The sequence below is a fragment of the Paludisphaera soli genome (assembly GCF_011064595.1).
Taxonomy (GTDB): Bacteria; Planctomycetota; Planctomycetia; order Isosphaerales; family Isosphaeraceae; genus Paludisphaera; species Paludisphaera soli.
In genome coordinates, this window is the sequence record NZ_JAALJI010000028.1 from 1 (window position 1) to 26,535 (window position 26,535).

Annotated in this window: 18 protein-coding genes; 12 read left to right on the top strand and 6 right to left on the bottom strand. The window is 70.0% G+C overall.

Going from position 1 to position 26,535, the window contains the following annotated elements; translation table 11 throughout:
- The 4 genes from G6O68_RS32490 to G6O68_RS25785 form a co-directional block, all read left to right on the top strand.
- Positions 1–203, top strand: a 203-nt coding sequence (locus G6O68_RS32490) for a hypothetical protein (RefSeq protein WP_206108213.1), incomplete at its 5' end; no start/stop codon positions are given.
- A 429-nt stretch (positions 204–632) separates the two neighbouring features.
- Positions 633–2,996: a DUF1592 domain-containing protein gene (locus tag G6O68_RS25775; RefSeq protein ID WP_165251556.1), complete on the top strand. Its 2,364-nt coding sequence runs from the start codon at positions 633–635 to the stop codon at positions 2,994–2,996.
- Positions 2,997–3,076: 80 nt separating this feature from the next.
- Complete coding sequence (locus G6O68_RS25780) at positions 3,077–4,399, top strand: DUF1552 domain-containing protein (protein WP_165251558.1); 1,323 nt, start codon at positions 3,077–3,079, stop codon at positions 4,397–4,399.
- A gap of 233 nt (positions 4,400–4,632) precedes the next feature.
- Positions 4,633–7,203, top strand: a complete 2,571-nt coding sequence (locus G6O68_RS25785; RefSeq protein WP_240911507.1) for a bifunctional YncE family protein/alkaline phosphatase family protein — start codon at positions 4,633–4,635, stop codon at positions 7,201–7,203.
- 56 nt (positions 7,204–7,259) lie between these two features.
- Here G6O68_RS25785 and G6O68_RS25790 read toward each other — a convergent pair whose 3' ends face one another.
- Positions 7,260–8,996: an amidase gene (locus G6O68_RS25790; protein WP_165251560.1), complete on the bottom strand. Its 1,737-nt coding sequence runs from the start codon at positions 8,994–8,996 to the stop codon at positions 7,260–7,262.
- A 10-nt stretch (positions 8,997–9,006) separates the two neighbouring features.
- Complete coding sequence (clpX, locus tag G6O68_RS25795; RefSeq protein WP_315852141.1) at positions 9,007–10,290, bottom strand: ATP-dependent Clp protease ATP-binding subunit ClpX; 1,284 nt, start codon at positions 10,288–10,290, stop codon at positions 9,007–9,009.
- Positions 10,291–10,498: 208 nt separating this feature from the next.
- On the opposite strand from clpX, the gene G6O68_RS25800 reads away from it, so the two are divergent.
- Both G6O68_RS25800 and G6O68_RS25805 read left to right on the top strand, forming a co-directional pair.
- A complete protein-coding gene (locus G6O68_RS25800; RefSeq protein WP_165251562.1) occupies positions 10,499–13,030 on the top strand; it encodes a WD40 repeat domain-containing serine/threonine protein kinase in 2,532 nt (843 codons plus the stop codon).
- Between the two features lie 82 nt (positions 13,031–13,112).
- The gene (locus G6O68_RS25805; protein ID WP_165251564.1) at positions 13,113–13,316 is read left to right on the top strand and encodes a hypothetical protein; all 204 of its coding nucleotides are present in this window, start codon (positions 13,113–13,115) and stop codon (positions 13,314–13,316) included.
- A gap of 55 nt (positions 13,317–13,371) precedes the next feature.
- Here the strand turns inward: G6O68_RS25805 and G6O68_RS25810 are convergent, their stop codons facing one another.
- Positions 13,372–14,229 (bottom strand): hypothetical protein, encoded by an 858-nt coding sequence (locus tag G6O68_RS25810; protein ID WP_165251566.1) that lies wholly within the window; start codon positions 14,227–14,229, stop codon positions 13,372–13,374.
- A 479-nt stretch (positions 14,230–14,708) separates the two neighbouring features.
- On the opposite strand from G6O68_RS25810, the gene G6O68_RS25815 reads away from it, so the two are divergent.
- On the top strand, positions 14,709–15,908 hold the full coding sequence (locus G6O68_RS25815; protein ID WP_165251568.1) for a HEAT repeat domain-containing protein: 1,200 nt from the start codon (positions 14,709–14,711) through the stop codon (positions 15,906–15,908).
- A 97-nt stretch (positions 15,909–16,005) separates the two neighbouring features.
- Here the strand turns inward: G6O68_RS25815 and G6O68_RS25820 are convergent, their stop codons facing one another.
- Positions 16,006–17,004 carry a DUF1570 domain-containing protein gene (locus tag G6O68_RS25820; RefSeq protein ID WP_165251570.1) on the bottom strand — a complete coding sequence of 333 codons (999 nt, stop codon included), beginning with the start codon at positions 17,002–17,004 and terminating at the stop codon, positions 16,006–16,008.
- A gap of 235 nt (positions 17,005–17,239) precedes the next feature.
- Here G6O68_RS25820 and G6O68_RS25825 point away from each other — a divergent pair, with 235 nt between their 5' ends.
- The 3 genes from G6O68_RS25825 (at position 17,240) to G6O68_RS25835 (ending at position 20,428) form a co-directional block, all read left to right on the top strand.
- Positions 17,240–17,923 carry a 3-keto-disaccharide hydrolase gene (locus tag G6O68_RS25825; RefSeq protein WP_165251572.1) on the top strand — a complete coding sequence of 228 codons (684 nt, stop codon included), beginning with the start codon at positions 17,240–17,242 and terminating at the stop codon, positions 17,921–17,923.
- Between the two features lie 61 nt (positions 17,924–17,984).
- On the top strand, positions 17,985–18,596 hold the full coding sequence (locus tag G6O68_RS25830) for an ECF-type sigma factor (RefSeq protein ID WP_165251574.1): 612 nt from the start codon (positions 17,985–17,987) through the stop codon (positions 18,594–18,596).
- The gene (locus G6O68_RS25835; protein WP_165251576.1) at positions 18,590–20,428 is read left to right on the top strand and encodes a serine/threonine-protein kinase; all 1,839 of its coding nucleotides are present in this window, start codon (positions 18,590–18,592) and stop codon (positions 20,426–20,428) included. The genes G6O68_RS25830 and G6O68_RS25835 overlap by 7 nt, the downstream gene beginning before the upstream one ends.
- Before the next feature lie 15 nt (positions 20,429–20,443).
- Here G6O68_RS25835 and ribF read toward each other — a convergent pair whose 3' ends face one another.
- A complete protein-coding gene (gene ribF / locus G6O68_RS25840) occupies positions 20,444–21,394 on the bottom strand; it encodes a riboflavin biosynthesis protein RibF (protein ID WP_165251578.1) in 951 nt (316 codons plus the stop codon).
- Positions 21,395–21,539: 145 nt separating this feature from the next.
- Here ribF and G6O68_RS25845 point away from each other — a divergent pair, with 145 nt between their 5' ends.
- Positions 21,540–22,661 carry a hypothetical protein gene (locus tag G6O68_RS25845; protein WP_165251580.1) on the top strand — a complete coding sequence of 374 codons (1,122 nt, stop codon included), beginning with the start codon at positions 21,540–21,542 and terminating at the stop codon, positions 22,659–22,661.
- Here G6O68_RS25845 and G6O68_RS25850 read toward each other — a convergent pair.
- Complete coding sequence (locus G6O68_RS25850) at positions 22,643–24,493, bottom strand: hypothetical protein (RefSeq protein WP_165251582.1); 1,851 nt, start codon at positions 24,491–24,493, stop codon at positions 22,643–22,645. The genes G6O68_RS25845 and G6O68_RS25850 overlap by 19 nt on opposite strands.
- 456 nt (positions 24,494–24,949) lie before the next feature.
- Between G6O68_RS25850 and G6O68_RS25855 the strand changes: the two genes are divergently transcribed.
- A complete protein-coding gene (locus G6O68_RS25855) occupies positions 24,950–26,518 on the top strand; it encodes an FHA domain-containing protein (protein ID WP_165251584.1) in 1,569 nt (522 codons plus the stop codon).
- Positions 26,519–26,535 lie beyond the last annotated feature (17 nt).

Below are 26,535 nucleotides of genomic sequence, written 5' to 3' on the forward strand. Positions count from 1 at the left end.
AGGGAAATACTACCAGACCATCGCCGACCGTCAACAACCCACCGCGCGTGTTTTTGATTTTTGGTGCCCGCTTCGCTCCAAACTTCTGCGACACCTCGTTTTTCAATCCGAAGGAATTCCTCGTGCCACCTGGTGACTGGGCCTCGGTGCAGCGTCCCTCCGACTCGGTTTGTCTTTTTCATGGTACTCGCCGCGTTTCCTGAGATCCGATCCCCCGTTTCCCCTGTTTCAACCTACAGCCCCTTCCATACGGAAGCAGACTAAGGACCCGCGTGCGGTGGAACGCTCTTTTCTTGATTAGGGAGCGCCTGATCGAGCGACGGGTCATCCATTCGGCGGGCCTTTGCGTTTTCGTCCTTCCATGGAGCTTCTTTCACATACGGTTCAGGACCTTGTCTTGGTTCCAGTGGTATCGTACAAAGGAGTGTGTCGGACAGATGTTGAACGCCTTTGAGGCTGCGACATCTTTCCAGCTGATCCTCGGCTTAATCTCGGTTTTCGCCCGCAACCGACTCCGTCACCCCGCCATCGCCCCCTCCTGGTCCACGCCTCGTTCGCCGCGACGATACGTGACGCCCTGTTCGCCGTCGCTTTCGGTCGTCGCTCACTCGCCTTCGCAGGGTCGGGACGCCATGAAGCTCTCCATCGGGATCTTGATCTCGCCTCCCTCGATGAGGTTCCTGGCCTTATTGGGGGTCCTCGTTACATGCCTTGATCGGGCCTTCGCCGACGAACCCTCGCGGGGCCAGGCTCTCTACGCGAAGCAGTGCCTGTCCTGCCACGGCGCAGCCGGCGAGGGGAGCGAGGACTACCCCTACGCCCTGGTGGGGGACAAGTCCGTCAAGGAGTTGTCCAGCTACATCACCAAGACGATGCCGGAGGACGACCCGGGAACCTGCGTCGGAGAGGACGCCGAAGCGGTGGCGAGCTATATCCACGAGGCCTTCTATTCCAGCATCGCCCAGGCGCGGAACAAGCCGGCGCGGATCGAGCTTTCACGGCTGACGGTTCGCCAGTATCAGAACGCCCTCACCGACCTGATCGGCGGCTTTCGAGGGCCGATGGAGTGGGACGGTCCGAAGGGCTTGCAGGGCGTTTATTCCAAGTCGCATCAGCACTGGAAGAAGGAAGATCGGATCATCGATCGGGTGGATCCGAGGATCCAGTTCGACTTCGGGGTGAATCTCCCCGACTCGCAGGAGGTGGGTCATCGCTTCTTCATCCGGTGGGAGGGGGGGGTCCTCGCTCCCGACACGGGGGATTACGAGTTCGTGGTCAGGACCGAGCACTCGACGCGGCTCTGGATCAACGACCTGGAGAAGCCGCTGATCGACCGCTGGGTGAAGTCGGGGAACGACACGGAGTTCCGCGAGACGATTCGACTGATCGGCGGGCGGGTGTACCCGATCCGGCTGGAGCTCTCGAAGGGGAAGCAGGGGGTCGACGACAGCAAGAAGGTGACGCCGGAGCCGACCAAGGCGAGCATCGCCCTGCTCTGGAAGCGGCCCAAGGCGGTCGTCGAGCCGATCACGGAGCGCCATCTCTCGCCGAAGCGGACGCCGGAGCTGTTCGTGCTCCAGACGCCCTTCCCCCCCGATGATCGCAGCATGGGCTATGAGCGAGGGACGTCGGTCTCCAGGGCATGGGACGACGCGACGACCGACGCGGCTCTGGAGGCGGCGGCCTATGTGTCGAGCCGGCTCGACAAGCTCGCGCAGATGAAGCCGGACGCCCCCGATCGGGAGGCGAAGGTCCGGGAGTTCTGCGCGAAGTTCGTCGAGCGGGCCTTCCGTCGCCCGCTGACCGACGAGCAGAAGGCGGCGTACGTCGATCGCCGGTTCGGCGAGGGCGTGGATCTGGAGACCTCGGTCAAGAAGGTGGTGCTGGCGGCCCTGAAGTCGCCGAACTTCCTCTACCACGAGCCGAGCGGGACGCTCGACGCCTACGATGTCGCCGCGAGGCTGTCGTTCGGGCTCTGGGATTCGCTGCCCGACTCGACCTTGCTGGAAGCGGCGTCGCGCGACGACTTGAAGTCCCGCGAGAAGGTCGCAGAGCAGGCCGGGCGGATGGTGGAGGACCTGCGGACGAAGGCCAAGTTCCGGGAGTTCCTGCTCCAGTGGCTCAAGGTCGACCGCGTGACCGACCTGTCGAAGGACCCGAAGGTCTTCCCGGGCTTCGACGAGCAGATCGCGAGCGATCTGCGCACGTCGTTGGAAATGTTCCTGGAGGAGGTCTCGTGGTCGGAGGGGTCGGACTTCCGGCGCTTCCTCTCGGTCGACGAGATCCATCTGAACGGTCGGCTGGCCCAGTTCTACGGGGCCTCGCTGCCGGCGGACGCGCCTTTCCAGAAGGTCAAGCTCGGCGAGGAGCCTCGGGCGGGGCTGGTCACCCATCCTTATCTGATGGCGAGCAACGCCTACACCGCGACCAGTTCGCCGATCCATCGCGGGGTGTTCCTGACGCGGGGGGTCCTGGGTCGTTCGCTGATGCCGCCCCCCGAGGCGGTCGCGCCGCTGGCCCCCGACCTGCACGCGGGGCTCACCACGCGGGAGCGGGTGACCCTCCAGACGAGTCCCAAGGCGTGCCAGATGTGCCACACCATGATCAACTCGGTCGGCTTCGCGCTGGAGAATTACGACGCCGTGGGCCGATTCCGCAAGGAAGAGAACGGCAAGCCGATCGACCCGACGGGCGAGTACCACTCGCGATCGGGCGAGTCGGTCGTCTTCAACGGGCCCCAGGACCTGGCCAGGTATCTGGCCGAGACCGAGGAGTCTCACACCGCTTTCACCCAGCAGTTGTTCCATTATCTGGTGAAGCAGCCGATCAACGCGTTCGGACCCGAAGAGTTGAAGAAGCTGACCAAGGCGTTCGAGGAGCAGGGATTCAACATGCGACGCCTGATGGTGGACGCGATGGCGGCCTCGGCGTTGACCCCGCGGCGACCGTCGGACAACAATCAAGGGTCGGCCCCGGCCGTCGCGACGACCCCCTGATTCGCCCCCGCCTCGCGTGACACGAATCGATCCGATCATCCCCCGGCGATGCGTCGCCACGTTCCCCACGGAGACGAAACATGGCCCGGACCCGAACACGAAGGACGTTCCTACGAGACCTCGGCCTCAGCGCCGCGGCCCTGCCGTTCGTCCTGAACCTGCCGAGCCTGGGCTTCGCCGGGACGACCGCGCGGAAGAAGCGGCTGGTGGTCATGTTCAGCCCCAACGGCGTCATCCCGGACGCCTTCTGGCCGGACGAGGAAGGGGCCGACTTCAAACTGAAGGAGATCCTCACCCCGCTGGAGCCGTTCAAGGACAAGACGCTGATCCTCAACGGGGTCTGCGACAAGGTCCGGGGGGACGGCGACAATCACATGCGCGGGATGGGCTGCCTTCTGACGGGCATCGAGCTGTTCCCGGGCAACATCCAGGGGGGGTCGGATACGCCGGCCGGCTGGGCGAGCGGCCTGTCGATCGACCAGGAGATCAAGAAGAAGTATCAGGCCGACGAGGCCACGCGGACGCGGTTCGGCTCGCTGGAGTTCGGCGTGATGGTCCCCGAGCGGGCCGACACCTGGACCCGCATGGTGTACGACGGGCCGAACAAGCCGATCGCCCCGATCGACGACCCGTACCAGATGTTCTCGAAGCTCTACGGCCGGATGAAGGACCAGGAGAGCCTGAAGAGCATCCTCGACGACGTGAAGGGGGACCTCAAGAAGATCGAGTCCGCCGTGAGCGTCGAGGACCGCCGCATCCTGGAAGAGCACGCGACCTTCGTCCGCGAGATGGAGCAGGAGCTGAAGCACGACGACGGCGCCGGGCTTGATCATCCCGTGCCGGAGCTGGAGCCGGGCATCAAGACGGTCAACGACGAGATCCCCAAGATCAGCAAGACCCAGATCGACCTGATGGTCCAGAGCTTCGCGGCCGACTTCTCGCGGATCGCGACGCTCCAGTACACGAACTCGGTCGGCATGGCGAAGATGAACTGGCTCGGCGTGTCGGAAGGCCACCACGAGCTGTCCCACAACCCGGACAGCGACGCGGCGTCAGTCGAGAAGCTGATCAAGATCAACAAGTGGTTCTGCGAGCAGTTGGCCTACATGGCGAAGCGGCTCGCCGAGACGCCCGAGCCCGGCGGGCCCGGGTCGCTCCTGGACAACACCACGATCATCTGGACGAACGAGCTGGGCAAGGGGAACTCCCACACGCTCAACGACATCCCGTTCGTCCTCGTGGGCAACGGCCTCGACTTCAAGATGGGGCGGTCGCTCAAGTACAAGAAGGTCGCCCACAACCGCCTGCTGCTCTCGATCGCCCACGGCATGGGCCACACCGAGCTTACGAAGTTCGGCAACCCCGACCATTGCGGCGACGGCCCGCTGAACGACCTGACCTGATCCTTGCCGACTCCCTCCGATCGATCGTCGGAAACGGCCAGGGAGGGGCTCCCAAAGCCCCCTCCCTGGCCGTTTCCGCGCGCCCGTGGCGGTGGGTCGGCTCGTCGCCCGCGTCGAGATTGATCGGACGGCGAGGGAATTATGAAAAGCCCGTCAAGCCGGCGTCCGGCACGCGCCGGGAGTGTCGCCGCCTGCTACGATGCGACCGGAGCGGCCGGCGAGTCGTTCGGCCGATGGCGAAGCGGAGCAACATGATGCGACGGATGATAAGGCTGGCGGTCTGTCTCGGGCTCGTGGGGCGGGCGGCGACGGTCGTGGGGCAGGTCGTCCCTGAGAAACCGGCGCGGGCCGTGGAAATCGTCTGGCCGGGCCTGAAGCCCTCGGGGTCCGTGCTCCTGCCGAACGGCTGGTCGCTGAAGCCGGTGGGCCGCCAGACGCCGCTCGGCGACTTCCCGATCCTGCTCGCCGAACACCCCTCCCGGCCGATCCTCGCCATCCTCCACGCCGGCTACGGCGAGCACGAAGCCGTCACCCTCGACGCCCGCACGAGCCGCGTGATCGGGCGTGCGACGATCCCGGAAACCTATGGCGGGATGGCCTGGTCGGCCGACGGCGCGAAGCTGTTCGTGGGGGGCGGGTTCGACGACGTCGTCTACGCGTTCGACCACGCCGACGGCCTCCTCACGAACCGGCGCACGCTCTCGCTGCATGTGGGGGGCGCGCCGACCGTGGAAGACGCCACCACCCCCCTGCCCCGCTCGCGACGCGGCGCCGACGAGGCGAAGGGCGCGGTGGCCGGACTCGCGCCGTCGAAGGACGGCTCGACGCTCTGGGTGGCCGACGCCTTCGCCCATCAGGTCGTCCAACTCGATCTGAACGCCGGAAAGGCCGTCGCGGAGATCGCCCTGCCGAAAGACAGTTACCCTTACGGCCTGACGCTCGACGAGTCGCGTGGCAGACTCTACGTCAGCCTCTGGGGACGCGCCGAGGTCACCGTCCTCGAGACGGCCGGACGGATGGTCGTCGGGTCGTGGAAGACGGAGGAGCACCCGAACGAGATGCTCCTGACCAAGGGGGGCCGGTTCCTGTTCGTGGCGAACGCCAACCGCAACACGGTGAGCGTCTTCGACGCCGAGGCCGGACGACCGCTGGCGACGATCGGCACGGCGATCCACCCCAAGGCCCCTTCGGGGAGCACGCCGAACTCGCTGGCGACCACGCCCGAGGAGTCGATCCTGTTCGTGGCCAATGCCGACACCAACGACGTGGCGGTGGTCAACATCGCCGACCCCGCCCACAGCGCCCCGCTGGGTTTCATCCCCGCCGGGTGGTATCCGACCTCGGTGCGGTCGTCGCGCGACGGGAAGTCGCTCTGGATCGCCAACGGCAAGGGGACCACGTCCCGGGCCAATCGCGAAGGCCCCGCCCCGGGCGTCGCCACCCCTTCGATCCGCGAGTACATCGGCGGGCTCTTCAAGGGGACGCTCTCCACCCTCCCGACGCCCACTCCCCAGCAGATGGCGGGGTACACCAAAACCGTCTACGAGTCCTGCCCGCTGGCCGCCGAGGGGGCGGCGACGGCGTCGGGGCCGAAGGCGCCGGCCGGCAACCCCATCCCCGGCAAGGTCGGCGACCCCTCGCCGATCAAGTACTGCATCTACATCATCAAGGAGAACCGCACCTACGACCAGGTCTTCGGCGACATGCCCGAGGGGAACGGCGATCCCCAGCTCTGCCTCTTCCCCGAGGAGATCACGCCGAACCACCACGCCCTGGCCCGCGAGTTCGTCCTGCTCGACAATTTCTACGTCGACGGCGAGGTGAGCGCCGACGGCCATGAATGGACGATGGGGGCCTACGCGACCGACTTCGTCGAGCGGACCTGGCCGCTCAGCTACCGCGGCGACCGCCGCGTCCCCTACCCCGCCGAGGGCAAGCTCGACATCGCCTTCCCCTCCGGCGGATATCTCTGGGACAAGGCCAAGGAGAAAGGCGTCTCCTATCGCTCTTACGGCGAGTTCGTCTCCAAGGGCTCCGGGCCGGGCGCCGTCGCGACGACGAAGATCGAGTCGCTGAGGGGGAATTTCGACCCGGACTACCCTGTGTATGACCTGACGGTCCCCGATCAGGAACGAGCCGACCGCTTCCTCGTCGAGCTGAAGGCGTTCGAGGAGAAGGGCGAACTGCCGCGACTGATCGTGATGCGCCTGCCGAACGACCACACGTCGGGCACCCGACCCGGCGTCCCGACCGTGCAGGCGATGGTCGCCGACAACGACCTGGCCCTCGGCCGGGTGGTCGAAGGGCTCAGTCATTCGAAGTTCTGGAATGAGATGGCGGTGTTCGTGGTCGAGGACGACGCCCAGAACGGGTCGGACCACGTCGACGCCCACCGCACGGTCGCGCTGGCGATCAGCCCGTACATCAAGCGGAAGTCCGTGGACTCCACGATGTACTCCACCTCGTCGATGCTCCGCACCATGGAGCTGATCCTGGGCCTCGACCCGATGAGCCAGTTCGACGCCGCCGCCCGGCCGATGTGGGCCTCTTTCACCGAGCAGCCCGACCTCGCCCCGTATCGGCACGTCCCCGCGCGGATCGACATCAATCAGCGGAACGCCGCGGACGCCCCCGGCGCCGAGGCGTCGCTCAAGCTGGACCTGGACGAAGAAGATAAGGCCGACGACCTCGTGTTCAACGAGATCATCTGGAAGGCCGTCCGAGGGGCCGACTCCGTGATGCCGCCCCCCGTCCGCGCCGCCTTCGTCCTGCCCAAGCCCAAGCGCGACGACGACGACGACTGAACGAGGCCAGGAACGGCCGGCGCGTCGGGATCTCCCCGGCGCGGCGGCTCGTCGGTTCAGTCGGACGCCGGGGGAAGTCCCGCGGCCAGGTAGGTTTCCAGCGGCGGGCGTCGGCCCGCGTCGGCGACGGCGGCCTCGCAGGCGAGGGCCACGGCGAGCAGCGTCGACTCGTCATAGAGGCGGCCGGTCAGCGTGATCGTGGAGGGCGAAGGGTGCCCGTCGCGGTCGCGGAGCGTGGCGGGGAAGATGACCGAAGGATGGCCGGTCAGGTTCGTGATCGTCAGGTCGGGTCCGCCCCAGCCGAGGAATACGTCGACCTGCTCGAAGACGCGGGCCATCTCCTCCATGAGGAGCGTCCGCACCCGCGCTGCGCGGAGGTATTCGACGGCCGGGGTGAGCTGGCCGACACGGAACGTCTCGGGCCACTCATTCAGGCCCTCGGTGACGTGTCGGCGCGTCAGGTCGTCGAACACGGCGGCGGCCTCGGTGCCCAGCATGAGCGAGACGGCCCAGGGGGGATACTTCGTCGGCAGCTCGATGGGGACCAGTTCGAAGCCCAGCGCGCGGAGCGTCCGGGCCTCGGGTCGGTCTTCGGCGGGCTTGCCGTCGAGGCTCGGGACGCCGACCTTGATCCGGCCGACGTCGATCGTCGGCGGCCAGGCGAAGGGCCGGTCGACCGCCGTGGGGTCGAGGCCGTCGCGGCCGTGGATCGCGTCCAGGACGAGTGCGCAATCTTCGACCGATCGGGTGATGGGGCCGATCTTGTCCATCGTCCACGAGAGCGACATGCAGCCGTGGCGGCTGATCCGGCCGAAGGTCGGGCGGAGCCCCGTCGCGCCGCAGGCCCGGCACGGGGAGATGATGCTCCCCAGGGTCTCGCTGCCGATCGCGAAGCCGACCAGCCCCGCCGCCGCCGCCGAGGCCGATCCGGCCGACGAGCCGCTCGATCCCCGGCGAGGGTCCCAGGGGCTTCGGGTCATGCCGCCGTGCCAGCGGTCCCCCATCGCCAGGGCGCCCATGCTGAGCTTGGCGACCATCACGGCCCCGGCCTCTTCGAGCCGGGCCGAGACCGTCGCCTTGACGTCGATCACGCGGTCCTGGAACTGCGGCGCGCCCCAGGTCGTCGGATAGCCGGGGTGGGCGATGAGGTCCTTCGCCCCCCAGGGGATCCCGTGCAAGGGTCCGCGATAACGCCCGGCGGCGATCTCGGCGTCGGCCCCGGCCGCCTGTTTCCGGGCCAGCTCTTCCGTGAGATTCACCACGCATTTCAGGATCGGGTCGAACCGCTTGAGCCGGCCGAGGTACAGATTCGTCAGCTCGACCGACGTGACCTGCCGCGTGCGGACCAGTTCGGCCAGGCGAGCGACCGGCAGGAAGGCCAGATCCTCTTCGGAAGCGGGACGGCCGATCGGGCCCGTCGCGATCGGCGCGGCCCGGTTGCGTTCCGCCGGCCCGGCGGGCGCCAGGCCTGGCGCGGGGTTGAACTGGAGGGCGGGGAGGACGTCGTAAGCGATCTCGACCTTGCGAAGGGCCTCGAAGCGGCGGAGGCTGGAGGCGGCCGATTCGGCCACCTGGGCTCGCTCGTCGTCGGTGAACGCGACTCCGGCGATCCACTCGGCCTGGCGGACCATCTCGGCGGTGACGGCGCCCTTCTCGGCCGCCTGGGCGGCGAGGGCGCGTCGGAAGACGGGGCCGCCGAAGCCGAGGGCGGCGAGCCCCCCGAGCACCGCGCGACGGCGGATCCCCGCCGCGTCTCGCGGCCCCGATCCGGGCTCGACGCATCCCTCGCTCATGGCGGCGACCTCAGGGCCTCGCGGCCGGTTCGAAGAGCTTCTCTTCCTTGCGGACGATCTTGTCGGTGATGGCGTAGATCTGGCCGGGCTCGCGCTCGGGCAGTTCGTACATCACTTCGAGCATCAGGTTTTCCATGATCGACCGCAGCGCCCGCGCGCCGGTGCCTCGGGCCTTGGCCAGCTCGGCGATGGCGTGGATGGCGCCTTCGGTGAATTCCAGCTTCGCCCCGTCCAGGTGGAACAGCACCTGATACTGCTTCGTCAGGGCGTCCTTCGGCTCGCGTAGGATGCGGGCGAGGTCGGCGATGGAGAGCTGGTCGAGGGTCGCGATGATCGGCAGCCGGCCGATCAGCTCGGGGATCATGCCGTAGCGTTCCAGGTCCTCAGGCGTGACCTGGGCGACCAGCTCGTTGCGCTCCAGCTCGCGGTCCTGCTGGGCCTCGCTCCCCCGGCCGAAGCCGATCATCTTGCGGCCCAGCCGCTTGCCGATGATCTCTTCCAGGCCGACGAACGTGCCGCCGCAGATGAAGAGGATGTTCGAGGTGTCGACCTGGAGGTACTGCTGCTCCGGGTGCTTGCGGCCCCCCTGGGGCGGGACGTTGGCGACGGTCCCTTCCAGGAGCTTGAGCATGGCCTGCTGGACGCCCTCGCCCGACACGTCGCGGGTGATCGAGACGTTCTGGCTGGTCTTGCCGATCTTGTCGATCTCGTCGATGTAGATGATGCCCTTCTCGGCCGCGGCGATGTCGTAGTCGGCCGCCATGACGAGCTTGAGGATCAGGTTCTCGACGTCCTCGCCGACGTAACCGGCCTCGGTCAACGTGGTCGCGTCGCCGATGGCGAAGGGGACGTGCAGCCGTCGGGCGAGGGTCTGTGCCAGGGCCGTCTTGCCGCAGCCTGTGGGGCCGATCAGCAGGACGTTGCTCTTGGCGACCTCGACGTCCTGGAGGTCGGGGTCGGTGATCTCGCCGCCGAGCACGCGCTTGTAATGGTTGACGACGGCGACGGCCAGCGTCTTCTTGACGTTCTCCTGGCCGATGATGTAATCGTCGAGGTGCGCGACCAGCTCGCGCGGGGTGGGGAGCTTCTCGATCTGGGCCTTGGCGCGCTGATGCTGCTGAAAGATCCCCTCGCACACGTCGACGCACTGGCTGCAGATGTGGGCGATCTCATGGCCCTGCGCGACGGCCTGGAGCGCCTTGCCCTCGATCATCGGGCCGGCCTCGGAACCGGGCCGTCCGCAGAAATCGCAGGCCATCGGGATCGGCCCGGCGGGCGTACTGCCTTCACTCATGATCTTCGAACTCATCCCTTCGCGTGGTGGTCGAGCTTTTTCCGGGCGGTGATTGTCTCATAACGGGCCCGCTTCCTCCTAGAGGAACGATCCGGGCCGGCGTCCCCGAGGTTCCGTCCGACCTTCGACTTCCGCCTTATCGGCGAGCCGGCTCGGGGATCGTGAACCCGAGCGGCCCCCGCCCCGACCGCCAAGAGGGAGCATCCCCGTGCCTCGACGCGACGACACCGACCTGGCCGTGGGCCTCCGGGCGCTCCGCGAAGGCCTCGTCGACCAGGGGGCCCTGCTCGCGGCGTTCGAGACCTGGGAGCGAGAGCCCGAATCCACGCTGGTCGACGTGCTCCGCCGTCAGGGAAGCCTCGCCCCCGACGACGCGGCCCGACTGAGCGACGAGCCCCCCGCCGACCTGACGATCGGCCTGCCCTCGGCGACGGTGGGCTACGCGGGGCCCCCCCCGGGCGACGGTGGAGGCGGTTCGACGGTCCCGCCGATGGACCGCTACCGGGTCCTCGGGCTGCACGCCCGGGGAGGCCTCGGCGAGATCTACACGGCGCTCGACACCGAACTCGACCGCCGGGTCGCCCTCAAGGAGCTTCAGCCCCGCCACGCCCACGACGAGATGAGCCAGCTCCGCTTCCTCCAGGAGGCCGAGATCACCGGCCGCCTCGAACACCCGGGGGTCGTGCCGGTCTACGGCCTGGGCCGACACCCCGACGGCCGGCCTTATTACGCCATGCGATTCATCGAGGGGGAGACGTTCCAGGCGGCCGTCGATCGGTTCCACCGCGGCGAAAAGGCCGCCCGTCCCGAGGAACGTGAGCTGAACTTCCGGCGGTTGCTGCGATCCGTCGTCGAGGTCGGCTTCGCGCTCGGCTACGCACACAGCCGGGGGGTGGTCCATCGCGACGTGAAGCCCGAGAACATCATGCTCGGGCGCTTCGGCGAGACCCTGCTGGTCGACTGGGGGATAGCCAAGTCGCTCGACTTCCCGGACCCCTCCCCCCTGCCCCTCTTCGACGGGCCGGCGCGCGAGGTCCCCTACATGACCCGTCCCGGCTCCGCGATCGGCACCCCGCAGTACATGAGCCCGGAACAGGCCGAAGGGGACGCCGACCGGATCGGCCCGGCGAGCGACGTGTACGGCCTGGGAGCGACGCTGTACTACCTGCTCGCCGGCCGGCCGCCGTTCGTCGGCACGGACGTCGAGGCGATGCTGGTGCAGGTCCGGCGCGGCGTCTTCCCGTCCCCGCGACGCGTCCGCAAGACCGTCGACGCCGATCTGGAGGCGATCTGCCTCAAGGCCATGTCGGCCCGCCCGCAAGATCGCCACGCCTCCCCCCTGGAGCTGGCCGCGGCCCTGGAAGCCTGGCTGGCGGCCATCCGCTACCGGGACGAACAGCAGGCCGCCCTCGATCAGGTCCGCGAGTCGCAGGCGAGGCTGGCGCTGGAGCGGGCGTCGACGTGCTTCAACCGGGGCCGCGAAGGCGAGGGGATGCTCTGGCTGGCCCGGGCGCTGGAGCAAGGGGCGTCGGATCGCGAGCGAGGCATCCGCGCGAGCCTGGCGGCCTGGCACCGCCGCGACCGGACGCTGGAGCGGACGTTCGCCCACGCCGGCGAGGTCCGGACGATCCGGTTCAGTCCCGACGGCCGACGCCTGGCGACGGCCGCCGCCGACGGCGCGGTGCGGATCTGGGACGTATCGCAGGGGACGCCTCTCGGGCCGACGATGCCCCACCCCCGCCCCGTCCGCGCGATGGGGTTCACGGCCGACGGCCGACGACTCCTCACGGGCTGCGAGGGGGGCGTCCTCAGGCGATGGGACGCCCTCACGGGCGAGTTGCTGGGCGAGTCGAAGGCCCTCGGCGCGGCGGTCGCGATGCTGCACCCGGCTTCCGACGGCTCGTTCCGGGCGATCCTCGATCGCGGCGCCCGGACTTGGCTCCACGACGCCGAGACGGGCGAGCCGCTCTCGTCGGGACCGACGCCGACGGGATTCGAAACCAGGACGGCGCTCGCCAGTGGCGGCGGGCTCGTCGCGTTCGCGACCGACGCGGGCGAGGTCCACTGCTGGGAGTCCGACGGCCCGCGTTGGAACGAGCCTCCTCGCCGCCATCCGGCCCCCTTGACCGCGATGGCGGTCCACCCGGCGGGCGATCGCATCCTGACGTGCTGCCGCGACGGGATGATTCGTCTCTGGGACGCGCGCGAAGCCTCGCCGGTCGCCGAGCGGCCGTATCACGACGAGATCGTCTGGGCGGGATTCAGCCCGAACGGCGAGGCGGCCGCCCTGGTCTCGAAGTTCGGCGAGGTCCGGATGCGGTCGGCCCGCGACGCTTCGACGCTGGGCGAGCCGTTCCAGCACGACGGCCGAGACGCCGCCCCCGTCTTCCATCCCGACGGCTCGCTGATCGCCACGCAGGGGCGCGACGGCCTCGCCCGGCTCTGGGACGCCGGCTCCGGCCTGGCCGTCGGCCCGCCGTTGGACCAGGGGGGGCGCGTCCAGGCCCTGGCGTTCTCGCCGGACGGCCGCCGCCTCGCCGCCGGTTGCGCCGACGGCTCGGTCCGGGCCTGGATGACCCCCGCGCCGGCGGTCGGCGACGTCGAGCGCATCGGCTGCTGGGTGCGAGTCGCGGTCGATCTGGACGTGGACCCGAGCGACGTGGTACGCCCCCTGGACTCGCTGGCCGGATGGGAGATGCGGCGACGCCTCCACGAAATGGGCGGGCCGCCGGTCAAGTAGGCGGGGCGGGCGGATATTCCGAACCGGCGGACGAACGTGTCCCGGGACGGCCCGAAGTCGCGACGTTTACAGGAACGCCCCCATGCAGATCGTCGAGGTCGGCACGCACATGGCTTACAGCATACCCTGGTTCGCCTGGATCGCGCTGGCGGCCATCGCCTGCGGCACCTTCAGCGGGGTCGTGAAGATGCTCATCATGCATCGCGAGCGGATGGCGATGATCCGGACCGGCATCGACCCGGACGCGCCGCATCGCAAGCCGGTCTTTGACGACGTGGACGCCTGACGACCCCGGCCCGGCCCGCGACTTGCGTCGATCGGGCCGGGCTGCCTTAACCGACTCAACGCCGTCGCGAATCGGCCGCCTGAGAGGCGTCGGCCATGACGACGGGCCGGCCTTCGGAGGCGTCGGGGCGGCGGTTCATCGCCACGAGTTGGCGGAACTGGGCGCGGGTCTCCGGGGTGGCCTCGGGCTCCCGGCTGGCGACCTCGGTGGCCCAGTTGGGGTAGCTCACCACCAGCTTGCTCATCAGCGAGACGAACTGGCCGGCCTCTTTCACCTGGTCTTCCAGCAATCGCTCGACCACCGGCCGGAGGGTGCGTGCCAGGGTCTTCCAGCCCTTGGAATCGACCTTCACGAAGGCTTCCAGGTCGTGCTGGACGTAAGGCTCCTTGTTCACCTCGCGGTAGTACCCGGCGCGCACGACCAGGACGACCCGGGCGTCGATCCGGGTGTTGCCGCGTGGGCTCACGAAGTTCAGGTCGGCCAGCAGGACGTGGACCTTGGCCGAGCGGACGAGGAACTGCCATGCGGCCGAGGACCCCGAGCCGTCATCGCCCTGGTAGCTGTCCGGGCCGGTCCGCTTGATCCGCACCGGCGACTCGGCCAGATCTTTCCAGAGCGCCAGGGTGATGGCGGGCTCGTTCACGAGGGCCAGGTAGAGCGAGGGGTCGCACGGGAAGGCCTCGGCCTCCCCCCTGCGGTGAAACGTGTGGTCGCGGATGACCTCGCTGACCTGCTCGCGATATTCGGCCGGGATCTGTTCGAGCGGGACCACCTGAGCCGGGTCGATCTTCGACCAGCCGATCCCCGCCCCCGCCGGGGCGTGCGTGAGGCCGACGCAGAGCGCCAGCAGCAGCCCACGCCCCAGCGCCTTGCCGATTTCCGAGCGTGATCGGTGCATCCCAGGTCCGCTCATGTGCCGCGCTCCTCAAACTCGGACGCATCGGGCGCGACGCCTCCCCGGGACTCCTTCCCGAGACCACGCCCGACTCCCCTTGACTGGATTAGGAATCGGACTCTCGCCCGCGATTCCTGACCCTCTCCCGCGTAAAACGGGCAATTTCCGATCCCGGAGAAAAGACGGGCGATCTGGGAAAACCCTGAGATCGGGCCTTTCCGGCCCCACGCGAGACCTGTCGGCAGGGGGCGTCGAAAACTGCAGTCGAATTCGAGATCGCTCTTGCCGGGTCGCCGAGACTCACTAAGATCCACCCCAAATCACGAGGACGCGCCGTCCGCCCCGGAAGGCGGGCGTCAAGTCGCGGACGCTCGTCCTTTCGATCGCCCTTCGCCGCTCGGCGAATCCTCCCGAGGTCGGCGGTTGAGACGGCAAGCGGCCGCGCCGTGGGCGCGGGAATCAAGGGAATGGGTTCCGAACAACGCAGGGAGGCCACCATGCCAGAGCGAGGTCGGGCGGGACTTTGGATCACGGGCGGCCTGGCCGTCGTCGCGGCCGGCGCGGGCTTGTACTGGGCGACGTCCGCCCGGCGGCCGGGGGCCGGAGCCAAGGCGACCGTCGAGACGGCTGCGGCCTACGGCGAATCCAGCACGACGGCCGAGCTGGTCCGGGGGCTGCGAGCCGGCGACGCACGGGCCCTGGAGGTCGTCCACAAGCGTCTGACCGCCAAGCCCGAGGACGCGCCGAAGGTCGCCGCGACCGAGTCGGAGGCCGCCGAACTGCTGGAGATCCTGACGGCCGTCCGCGCCGGCTTCCTGCAGTTCCAGGCCCCCGGCCGCGCCGCCTCGGCCGTCGTCGCCGCGGCGGTCCTCGAAAAGTTCGGCGTCGACCCGGCCCCGCCCCGGTACATCGAGGCCCTCAAGCCGATCCACGACATCTATTCGGTCGCCCTCGCCGATCCCGACGCCGAGGTCCGCTTCGTCGCCCTGGGCGAGTCGCACCGGTTCTGGGCCTGGATCCCCGGCCGGACGCCGTCGGCCGACGAGGAGCGGACGATCGCCGACTGGAAGGAGGCGGTCCACCGCCCCGTCGTCCGCTGCCTGGCCAGCACCGACGTCCGCACCCGCGCCGCCGCGATCTACTCGCTGGGCTACCTGCTCATCGACTCGGCCGCCGCTCCGGCGATCGCCTACCTCGACGACCCCGCCGTGGAGGTTCGCCGCCAGGCCGTCGTCTCGTTCGCCGGCCGCCCGGGCCTGCTGACCGAGGACCTCCTGCTCAAGCGGCTGCACGACTCCGACGCCGCCATCCACGACGCGGCCGTGGCGACCCTCAAGCTCCGAGGCCTCAATCAGGAGTTGATCGGCCTCGGCGGCCTGATGACCAGCCCCCGCGCGGATCAGCGGGCCTCGGTGATCTCGCTGATCAAGGGTCGCACCGACATCGACCCGGTCGTCTGGCTCCTCCAGCTCTCCCACGACGCCGACGAGACCGTCCGCATCCACGCCGTCGAGGCCCTCGGTGCCCAGAAGACCGAGGACGTCTCCGTCAAGCGACGGATCGTCGAGATGGCCCAGTCCGACGCATCGCCGGAGGTCCGCGAGGCCGCCGTCAAGCTCATGCCCTCCGCCGAGGAGACCACGGCCTCGCTGCCGCCGCTCCCCGGATCGTCCCTCCTGAACCCGAAGGCGAACTGAGGCCGACCGGCCGAAGCGACCTCCGAACGAACCGAGTCGCGGGCGCGACGGGTCGAACCCGTTCCGCCCGCGTCGTCGTTTCGAAACATCGACGCGATCAGAGCGAGCGGACCAGCCGGACGGCGTAGGCCTGCAGCTCCCGATCCAGGTCGTCGAGGTCGCCCAGGTGCCGTTCCAGGTCGGCCCGGCGATGCTCGGGCGTGGTCCGCGTCCGCGCGAGCTTCAGATAGTCGCGAAAGCCGGGGCGACGCTCCTTGTCGTTGAGCAGGTAGTGGACCAGGGCCCACGACTCGGCGTAGGCGAGCAGGACCCGGCCGAAGAGTCCCTGCCGCAGGATCGCGTCGTCCATCAGCAGGTCGCGGGCCGGGATCCAGGCGACCGTCCGGCGGAGCTTCGCCAGGTCGTCGACGCGCTGGACGTTCAGCCGGCCCAGGTCGCTCTCCCCGAGGACTTTGCGAGGCTCGCCATACGTCCCCAGGCCCTCGACGATGGCCAGCGAGACGTCGGCCTGCCGGTCCAGCAGCCCGGAGTTGAAGGTCAGCTGGTGGGTGCCCTCGTGCGAGACCGTCTGGACGTTCTTGTTCGACGCCCGGCTCGCCATCGGGACGTTCCGCCAGTCGAATACACTGAGCGTGTTCGCGACCTTGTCGTAGATCCCAACCGGCTGCGCGCCGCCCGTCGGCGGGATGCCGTGGTATCGGCCGAACGATCGCTCGTCGCGGAAGGCGACTACGAGGAGCGGACGCTCGGGTCGGCGGACCTCGAAACCCCGTTCCTCGAAATGCCGGAAGTAGGCGATGGAGAGCAGCTCGCAGTCGGTCAGGGTCGACCGCATGAACGACTCCGACGCATCGCCGAGCGCGAGGTAGTGGTTGGACCGCAGCCGTCCGGGTTCGCCCAGGCCGCATTCGCGGAGCTTTCGCCCGACCTCGGCCTCGTCGGCGTCGCGCGCAGGGGTCGGGGTCGCGCCGAGGCTCGCCGGAGCCTGGAACTCGGCAAGAGCCCCGGACCAGGTCGAGGCCCCCAGGAGCCCGGCGGCGGTCGCGCCGAGCAGATCGCGACGGCGGAAGCCGCCTTCGGCCGTTCGGCCCTTCATGGTCGGTCCCTCACGACGGCCCAGCTTGTCCGGCCGCCGCGCGGCCGATCTTGAACGATTGTAGGACGCCGACCGGGCCGAGGCGCGACACACCGGCGATCGTCCCCCCGTATCTCGTCGCATTCCGGGCCCGTCGGCCGACTTCGGGTCGTCGCGCGGCGGTCGACCCCGACCGCGTTCGGGGATATGTTAGATTGTGCGCAGAGAACCACGCGGATCGAAGCAGGAGACGGCCATGTCGACGTCGCTCGCCCGGACCCTCGGACTCGCGGCCTGCCTGGGCCTCGTCGCCGCGAGCCTCGCGGACGAGCCGCCCCCCGCCCCGAAGCCCCGGCCCCTGTTCGACGGCGCGACCCTCGACGGCTGGAAGAAGACGCCGTTCTACGGCGCCGACGCGATCGACGTGCGGGTCGACGACGGCGCGATCGTGCTGCCGGTGGGCAAGTCGATGTCGGGCGTGACCACGACGATCGAGGACCTCCCGAAGTCGGACTACGAGCTGTCCTACGAAGCGATGCGGACCGAGGGGTCGGATTTCTTCGCCGCGGCCACGTTCCCGGCCAACGACGGCTTCCTCACGCTGGTCAACGGCGGCTGGGGGGGCAACATCACCGGGCTCTCCAGCCTGGACGGCGCCGACGCCTCCGAGAACGAGACGACCGTCGGTTTTAAGTATCGCGACCGGACCTGGTATCGCTTCCGCGTCCGCGTGACCGAGGCGGCCGTGCGCTGCTGGATCGACGACAAGGAGGTCGTGAAGGTCGACGTCCGGGGCCGCCGGCTCGGGACCCGGATCCAGGTCCGCGCGAGCCAGCCGCTCGGCTTCGCCACCTGGGAGTCCGCCGGTCTCGTCCGCAAGGTGGCGATCCGGCCTCTGACCCCGGCCGAGGTCGCCGAGAACGCCGTCGAGGCCCCGTGACCTCCCGGCGATCCGGGCGCGGTCGTGCAGCACTTCTTCGTCGGAGAGGCCGAGTCGAGCCATGACCGTGGACGATCAAGGGTCGGTGACGCACTGGCTGGACGACCTCAAGGTCGGGGACCTGGCCGCCGCGCAACCCCTCTGGGAGCGCTACTTCAGCAAGCTCGTGGTGCTGGCCCGCGCCAAGCTACGAGGCCTGAACAAGGCCGGCGCCGACGAGGACGAGGAAGACGCGGCGATCTCCGCCTTCAACAGCTTCTGCACCGGCGCGGCCAAAGGCAAATTCCCCAAGCTCGACGACCGCGAGGACCTCTGGAAGCTCCTGGTCGTCATCACGGCCCGGAAGGCCTTCGCCCAGGCGGGGCGGGAACGCCGGCTCAAGCGGGGCGGCGGGCGCCGCGCGTCCGAGCCCGATCGCAACCCGAAGGGGCTGGACCTGCTCGCCGGGCCGGACCCCAGCCCCGAGTTCGCCGCGATGGTCGCCGAGGAGTTCCAGCGCCTGCTCGACGCGCTGGGAGACGACGGGCTCCGCGAGGTGGCCGTCAGCCGGATGGAAGGCTACACCTGCGACGAGATCGCCGAGCGCCTCGGCTGCGCCCGCCGAACCGTCGCCCGCCGGCTCGACCTGATCCGCAAGACCTGGACGCACGGCGACGAGGCCCCTCCATGCTGAACGGACCGGAGGCCCTGTCGAAGACCGAAGGCCCGGGCCCCGGCCCCGAGTCGCTGGCGGTCGCGCGGCGGATCCATCATGCGTGCGAGCGATTCGAGGCCGATTGGCGGGCGCGCAAGCAGCCCCGCGTCGAGGACTATCTCGGCCACGCCGACGACCCGGCCCGCCCCCGACTCCTGGAAGAACTGGCCGGGCTGGAGATCGAACTGAGGACCGCCGCCGGCGAGCGGCCGACCGCCGACGAGTACCACTCACGGTTCCCGAGCCATCCGGAAGTCATCGTCCGGCTGTTCGAGGCCCTCCACGCCGCCGGGGGCCTCGCGGCGACCGAAGTCTGGCCGCCGCCGACCCGGGAGGGCGGGACCGCCGAGGAGCGTCGGCCCTCGTCCCTGTCTTCCTCCGCCCCCCCCGCCCAGGGCCAGCGGCTCGGCAAGTATGAGCTGATCGCCGAGCTGGCGCGCGGCGGGATGGGGGTCGTCTACAAGGCGCGCGACACGGCCCTGAATCGGGTCGTGGCGATCAAGATGATCCTCAGCGGCGCGATGGCCACCGAGTCCGAGCGCGAGCGGTTCCGCCGCGAGGCCGCGCTGGCGGCGAAGCTCGACCACCCCAACGTCGTGCCGATCTACGAGGTCGGCGAGCTGGACGGGTTCCTCTACTTCACCATGAGGCTCGTCGAGGGGGGGAGCCTGGCGAGCCGCATGGACCGCTATCGCGACGACGCCATGGCCGCCGCCGGGCTGATCGAGGTCCTCGCGCGGGCCGTCCAGTACGCCAACGAGCAGGGCTTCATCCACTGCGACCTGAAGCCGTCGAACATCCTCATCGACCGCGACGGCGTCCCGCAGATCACCGACTTCGGGCTGGCCCGCCAGGCCTCGCGCGACGACTCGATCAACGCGTCCGGGGCCGTCCTGGGCACGCCGAGCTACATGGCGCCCGAGCAGGCCTCGGGCGAGCGCGACGCCATCGGCCCGGCCACCGACGTCCACGGCCTGGGGGCGATCCTCTACGAACTGCTGGCCGGCCGGCCGCCGTTCCGCATGGCGACGACGATGGAAACCGTCATGCAGGCCATCTACTGCGACCCGATCCCCCCGCGCGAGCTTCGCCCGCAGGTCCCGCGCGAGCTGGAGCATATCTGCCTGAAGTGCCTGGAGAAGGCCCCGAAGGACCGCTACGCGACCGCCGACCAGCTCTCCGAGGAACTCTCCCGCTTCCTGCAAGGCGACGCGATCGGAGCCACCGGCCCGCTGCAGAAGCTGAAGCGATGGAGCCGTCGCGAGCCGGAGATCGTCGCCAGGCTCTCGGGCCTGGCCCTCGTCAGCTTGCTGACGGAGCTAAATTACCGCGTCCTCTCCCCCGCTCCCGACGCGCTGGCCCACCGCTCGGTCCAGATGGTGCTGGGCCTCTGGGCCGCTCTGACGCTCCTCTTCCAGCAATTGCAAAAACGAGGCTGGGGGTCCGACCCGCTCCGGGGATTCTGGATCTTCGGCGACATGGCCTGCTTGACGCTCCTGCTCTGGATCATGGAGGAGCTCGATACGCCGCTGCTGATCGGCTACCCGCTGATGATCGCCGCGTCGGGCCTGTGGTTCCGCGAGGGCGTCGTCTGGTTCACGACCGGCCTGGCGGTCGTCGGCTACCTGGCGCTCTTCGGATACGCGGCCGTCGACTGGAGCCGGACGCACGCCGGCTGGATGAAACCGGGGATCCTCCCCTATGGCAACATCTTCGTCGTCTGCCTGCTGCTCACCGGCTTCGTGGTGGCGCGGCTGGTCAAGCGGATCCGGGTCATCAGCCGGTATTACGAGGTCCGCCGCCTGGGCTGACCCGCCCCGCCGGCTTCATCCCGACGCGGCGATCCGGCTCGCGTCCTCGACGTCGCGGGCGATCTGCTCCAGCAGGTCGTCCAGGCCGGCGAACGCCCGGGTGGGGCGCAGGCGTTCGAGGAAGTCGATCTCGATCGACCGGCCGTACAGGTCGCCTCGGAAGCCGATCAGGTGGGCCTCGACCTTGTACTGCTGCTCGCCGAACGTGGGGTTCGGGCCGATGTTGCACGCGGCCGGCCAGGACGCGGACGGCGACCCGGGCTCCGCGCCGGGGACGATCACGCGGGCGGCGTAGACGCCGGGGGCCGGGACCAGGACGTCGATCGCGTCGAGGTTGGCCGTGGGGACGCCGATCCCCGCCCCACGCCCCGCGCCGTGGGTGACGATCCCTCGGATCCGATGCGGCCGCCCGAGAAGCTCCCGCGCCTCAGCGACGTCCCCCTCGACGAGGCAGCGGCGAATCCGCGAGGACGAGATCATCCGGCCGTCGTCGGTCATCAGGGGCTCGGCGACGTGCAGGACCACGCCCGCCTCGTCGCACCATCGGCCGAGGATCTCGACGTTGCCCCGGCGGTCCCGGCCGAAGAAGAAGTTCGGCCCTTCCACCATCCCCTTCGCGGCGAACTGGCCGAGGACGACCTGCTCGAAGAACTCGCGGGCGGAAAGCTCCAGCAGCCACGGGCCGGTGTGGAAGACGGCGACGTCGGTCACGCCGGTGGCCGTCAGCAGCTCGATCTCGCGCTCCAGCCGGACGAGGGGCTCCGGGGCCTGCTCGGGACGGAGGAGCGCCGCGGGTCGGGGGTGGAACGTCACCGCGAGGGCCGGGACGCCGGCATGCTCGGCCCGACGGACCAGCTCGGCCATCAGGCGCGCGTGCCCGCGATGGACGCCGTCGAAGTTGCCGATCGTGACGTACGCGCCGCGAGCCCGGGCCGGCAAGTCTCGGACGTTCTCGATCGTGATCACCGACGCGTGTCCTCGCAACCTCGGGCCCGGCGCCGGACGCAGCCTTGAATCCCCCGATACGCCGGGCCATGCTGGATGGATTATCGCCGGCACGACCGGGCGCGGTCAATGCGGCCCGATCACGGCGAGGGGGCTGGGGCGGGCGATGCGGATTGCAGTCATCGGCGACGGCGAGGCCGAAAGGGCGTGGGCGAGCTGGATCCGCGGCGGTCCCGATCACGTCCTGGCCGCGACGGGCGACCTTGAGGAGAGCCTGGCCGCCCCCGGCCTCGACGCGGCGATCGTCGGCGGCCGCATGTCCGACCGGGGCGAGGCGTTGCGTCGCGCCTCGGCCGAGAGGCTGGTCCTCGTCGCCCTCCACCCGCCGGGCCCGGACGCCTTCGCCTACGACCAGGCCGCCGCGATCGCCGAGACCGCCGGCGCCGTGATCGTCCCCGACCTCCCCTTGCGCCTCCACCCGGGCGTCGCGCGACTGCGGTCCGCGATCGCCGACGGCCCGCCGGGCGCTTACCTTTCCGTCCGCCATGAGGTCCCGCTCGTCGCGGGCGAGGACCTTGCCCGCGTGACTTTCGCTCGCGCCGTCGACGTGCTCCGCGACCTGCTCGGCGAGTTCGAAGGCCTGACCGCATCCGGCGACTCCGAAGGGGCGGAGCCCGTCCACGACCTCCTCGTCCGCCTCCGCGCCCGGGGGGGCCGCCTGGCCGAGCTTCGCGTCGCGTCCGCGGCCGACGACCTCGCCCGCCTCATCGTGATCGGGACCGAGGGATCAGTCGCCCTGGAGTACGACCCGGGGCATGAACGAGGCGCCCGCCTCGTGATTCGTCGCGGCGTCTCGACGCCCGTCGTCGAAGAGGTCGCGGGCCCATTCGACCCGCGCGAAGCCATCCTCGATGCGCCCCGGCGGCCGCACGGGCCGTCGCTCCTGGACGGAATCCGGGCGATGGAACTGGCCGAAGCCGTCGTGCGAAGCCTTAGAAGAGGCCGGACGATCGACCTTCACGCCGAGCCGAGGGGAGTGGAGGCCCGATTCAAGTCCTCGATGATCGCGACCGGCTGCCTCACCCTGGTCGGGGCCCTGGCGCTATACATCCTGGCGGCGGTCGGCCGGGCGATGGGCTTCGAACCGGCGGCTTATCTCGCCTACCTGATCCCGCCGCTCCTGGCCGGCTTCCTGGCGGTGCAGCTCGTTCGGCCGGCCGGGCGTCCCGAGGAAGGCTCGCTCGGAGAGGCTCTTCCCGGGCGAGCGGGTCAGAGATCCCGGATGTAGTCGGCGGCGTAGGTGCGGACGTGCTTGCCGTTGAGAACGTGGAAGGTTCGCAGACGCTCGATCATCGCGCCGCTGAAGCGTTTCAGCGGCAGGTGGACGATCTTGCGGCCGTAGGCTCGGGCCAGCCTCCGCCAGGCGGCCGAGGGGGGGCCGGGGCTGACGACGGCGACGTGGCGATCGCGGCTGTGGGCGAACGCGGCGGCGAGCAGCCGCTCCTCCAGCGTATCGTGGCGGTCGAAGCGAGGGTCGCTCCAGATCTCGGGGATCGGCCGGGGCGGGTAGAGGAACAGGGCCCCGCCGTACTGCGCCTGGGCGATCCCGGGCCCTACCATGTTGCGGAACGGGTCGGTGGCGTAGAAGGCCAGGGTCGATTCCTCGGAGTGCTCGGCGTACCAGGTGGCGCGGTTCGTGAAGAGCTTGGGGTCGGCCGGAACCTCGAACAGGAAGACGACGACCTCGATGGAGCCGCGCCCGGGGGGGAGCACCTTCACGTAGACGTCGCCGGTGTGCCAGTTGCGCAGGGTCTCGCGGATGTCCAGGCCGTCGCGGACGCTCGTGGTGAACTTCTCGGAGCGGGCGAGGTCCGCGCCCAGGATGGCCCGCGCCTGCTCCTTGACGTGGCGGTGGAAGCTCTCGATCCGGTCGTCCTCGGGGGGCCACGAGCACATCCCGTAGGGATCCCAGCGCTGGAGCCAGCGCTTGCGCTCCGGCTCCTTGGGGCGGGGGCGGAGTTTGAACGTCCGCCAGGACATCGCCTGGCCCGGCAGCCGGCTGACCATCCGCGCGTGTCCCCAGCCGGGGACGTCGCCGCGGCCCAGGCCCATCCTGAGATTGCTGGGCTCGTCCTCGCCCTCGGGCTCCCGGGCGTAGGTGTACGAGCGGGCCGTCTCGGCGACCGCCAGCGCGAAGTCGTCGCCGGCCGTCTGCTTCGCGGCGGTCACCAGCGTGAACAGGTCGGGGGTCAGCCGGCGGTCGATCAGGGCGAGGTTGCGGACGTACCGGAAGAGGGTCGACAGGAGCGAAGGCGTGATCCGCTGCGCGATCCGGGGGCGATCGGCCCGGAGCGCCTCGCGAGCCTGCAGGACCAGTTCCTTCACGCCGTCGACCGACAGGTTGTCGTCCGGCGTCAGCTCGCGGCGGCCGCGCTCGTAAAGCGCGGTGACGAACGGCAGTTCGCCCAGGAAGAACGCCAGCGTCTCGGGGTCGACGCGGAAGGTCGAGGTGGGCTCATAGACCGGCTCGGGCTCGGGGGGCTCGACCCGGCGGTGGTAAGCCTCGCGGATCCAGGGCCAGTCGAGGATCGAGCAGACCAGGAGCGTCAGCTTGCGACGCTTCGCCAACTCGCGTAGCCTCGCCGCCATCCAGGCGATCCGGTCGGCGTGGAATCCCGCCGCCGGTCGCGGGATGGCGGAGAGCAAGGTCGCCGAGAAGCGCTCGACCGACACCCGCTTGAGCGCGTAGGGGTCGGGGAAGACGCCGTGGACCGCATGAAACCGAGGGACGTCCAGGTCGATGAACTCGCGAGGGATGCGGTCGCCTATTGCCGTCCGCAGGGCCGCGACGACCCCCTGGCAGGGGTCGATGGGGACGTAGCTGAACCCCTCGCCGTCGTCGACGTCGCGGCGGACGACCGCCGAGATCGCCGGCAGCCGCTCGACGGCCGCCTCGACGTCCTCCTGGAACGACGGCGGCAGCGGCACGGCCAGGCAGTCGTAGGGCCGCGACAGCAGCTCCTCGCGGGCCTGGAGCGCGAAGTCGCCGGAGCCGTGCACGATCGGCAGGACGCGGATCCCCGGGGCGATGGTCAGGAAGTCGTCCGCGACGTTCGGCATGCGGCCCCTCGTGGTTCATCCGGGTGGATCCCCGCCTCCGCTCTCGGCGATCCAGGCGCGACCCCAGTCTACCAGAGCCGGGGGTCGGCGGCGAAGCGGCTCGGGCGTCCTCCCCACGCCTCCCAAGAAATTGCGAACCGGCCGGGACGACCGGCCGGGGGATGTCGCCTAGGAAGTGTGTGAGCCGGACGTGGCGCCGCGAGCGACGCCGCTGGGGCCACTGCAAACGTCCCGCCCCTCCGGGGGGCCGCCCGGCGATCGGCCGGCGCGGGCTCTCGTGTCGAAGAACGACGCAACATCCCGGCGAGCGAGCCCGTGCGCCCCCGATCCGTTCCACCGTGTCCGCCCCGGACGCCCGGACGCCCGGCGGCCCGTCGTCGCCCTGCGCGCCGGGCGTCCTCGATCGTCCTCCGGGCTTCGAACGCCGCATAGCGACCCCAGCGGGAGTGCCTGGCGATGGCTCAAGGTGAATTGACCCTGGCGACCGGCGACGCGACCGCGACGCGGAAGCCGCGAAGCGTGAGCCTGACCGCCCCGGTCGACGGCCCGAAGAACGACCGTCGGCTGGAAGACTGGATCGCGGTGAACCTCGACCCCGAGGTCGAGCGGCCGGCGACCAACCTCTGGACGCAGCTCGTCGGGGCACTCCCCGCGGCCCGAAGGCCGTCCCGACCGGGCGATCGCGCCGACAAGGGGCACAAGTCCCGAGGCTGCTGGGAGCGCTTCAGCGTCGTCTACAAGCGCGGGGTGACGATCGTCCGGCTCACCGACCGCTCGCTCGTGCAGCAGGCGGACATCAACGAGCTGGCGGACGACCTGCGCGACCTGATCGACGCCGGCAACCACCGGATCGTCCTGAACTTCGCCAAGGTCGAGCGGCTGGGGAGCTGGATCGTCGCGGCGGCCGTCGAGGCCCACCGCCGCTGCGAGTCGGCCGAAGGGGGCCGGCTCAAGCTCTGCGGCCTGGAGCCCCAGCTCGCCGCGATCTTCCGCCTGATCGACGTGGGACGCCGGATCGTCGCCTGCGCCGACGAGGCCCAGGCCGTCGACGGCCCCTGGCCCGGCTCGGCCCCGCCTCGGCTGCTCCCGGTCGACATCCTGGCGGCGCTCGTCGACGCCTCGTCCCTGCCTCCGCTCTGCGGGGGCTCCCCCGAACGGGGGCCCTCGCGGGACGTCTCCCGCCCGCCGCGATCGGCCGACGACCTCCGGGGCAAGGTCTGGCTCCGCGTCGAGTACGCGGGGTCCGAAGGCCGGATGATCCCCATCGCCAGGCGCCGGTTCGTCATCGGCCGGGATCACGGCAGCCACCTGCGGCTGGGGTCGGCGAAGGTCAGCAAGCGGCACGCGACGATCGAGATCCGCGGCGGCCGCGTGTTCCTCCGCGACCTGGGGAGCACGAACGGGACCCAGCTCAACGGCGAGACCCTCCGGGACGCCGAGGCCGAGCTGCACACCCAGGACCGCGTGGTCGTCGGCCCGGCCCACTGCCGCATCTGGGTCGACGTCGACCGCGACGAGATGGAGCGCCTCGGAGCGATCGAGCCCTCGTCCTGGGACGCGCCCGATATCCCGGTCGACGAGCCCCGAGGCCCCGAGGTCGAGGCCCCCGCCACGGCCGAACTCGCGACCTACGACCCGGATGAGGAGAGCCCCGCCGCGAGGATCAAGCACGAGGTGGTCCAGGGGGTCCTGGTGGTCACCCCGGTCCTGACCGATCTGGAATGCGACGAGGCCAACGAGGCGCTCCGACTCCGGCTGATCGATCTGGCCGAGCAGCCGCTGCCGCGTCAAGTGGTGCTGGACCTGGAGTTCGTCGGCCGGCTCTCGCGGCGGACGATCGGCGTGGTGCTGGCGCATCACCTGCGGCTCGAACAGGCCGGCGGCGGCGTCCGCCTGTGCGAGATCCACCCCCGCATCATGGCCCTGCTGGACCAGGTGCGGCTCACCATGCTCGTCGACTGCTACCCCTGCCTCGACGAGGCCGTCCTCGCCTCGTGGGACGCCCCGACGCGGGCCGCGACCTGAGCCCGAGACTCGTCGGG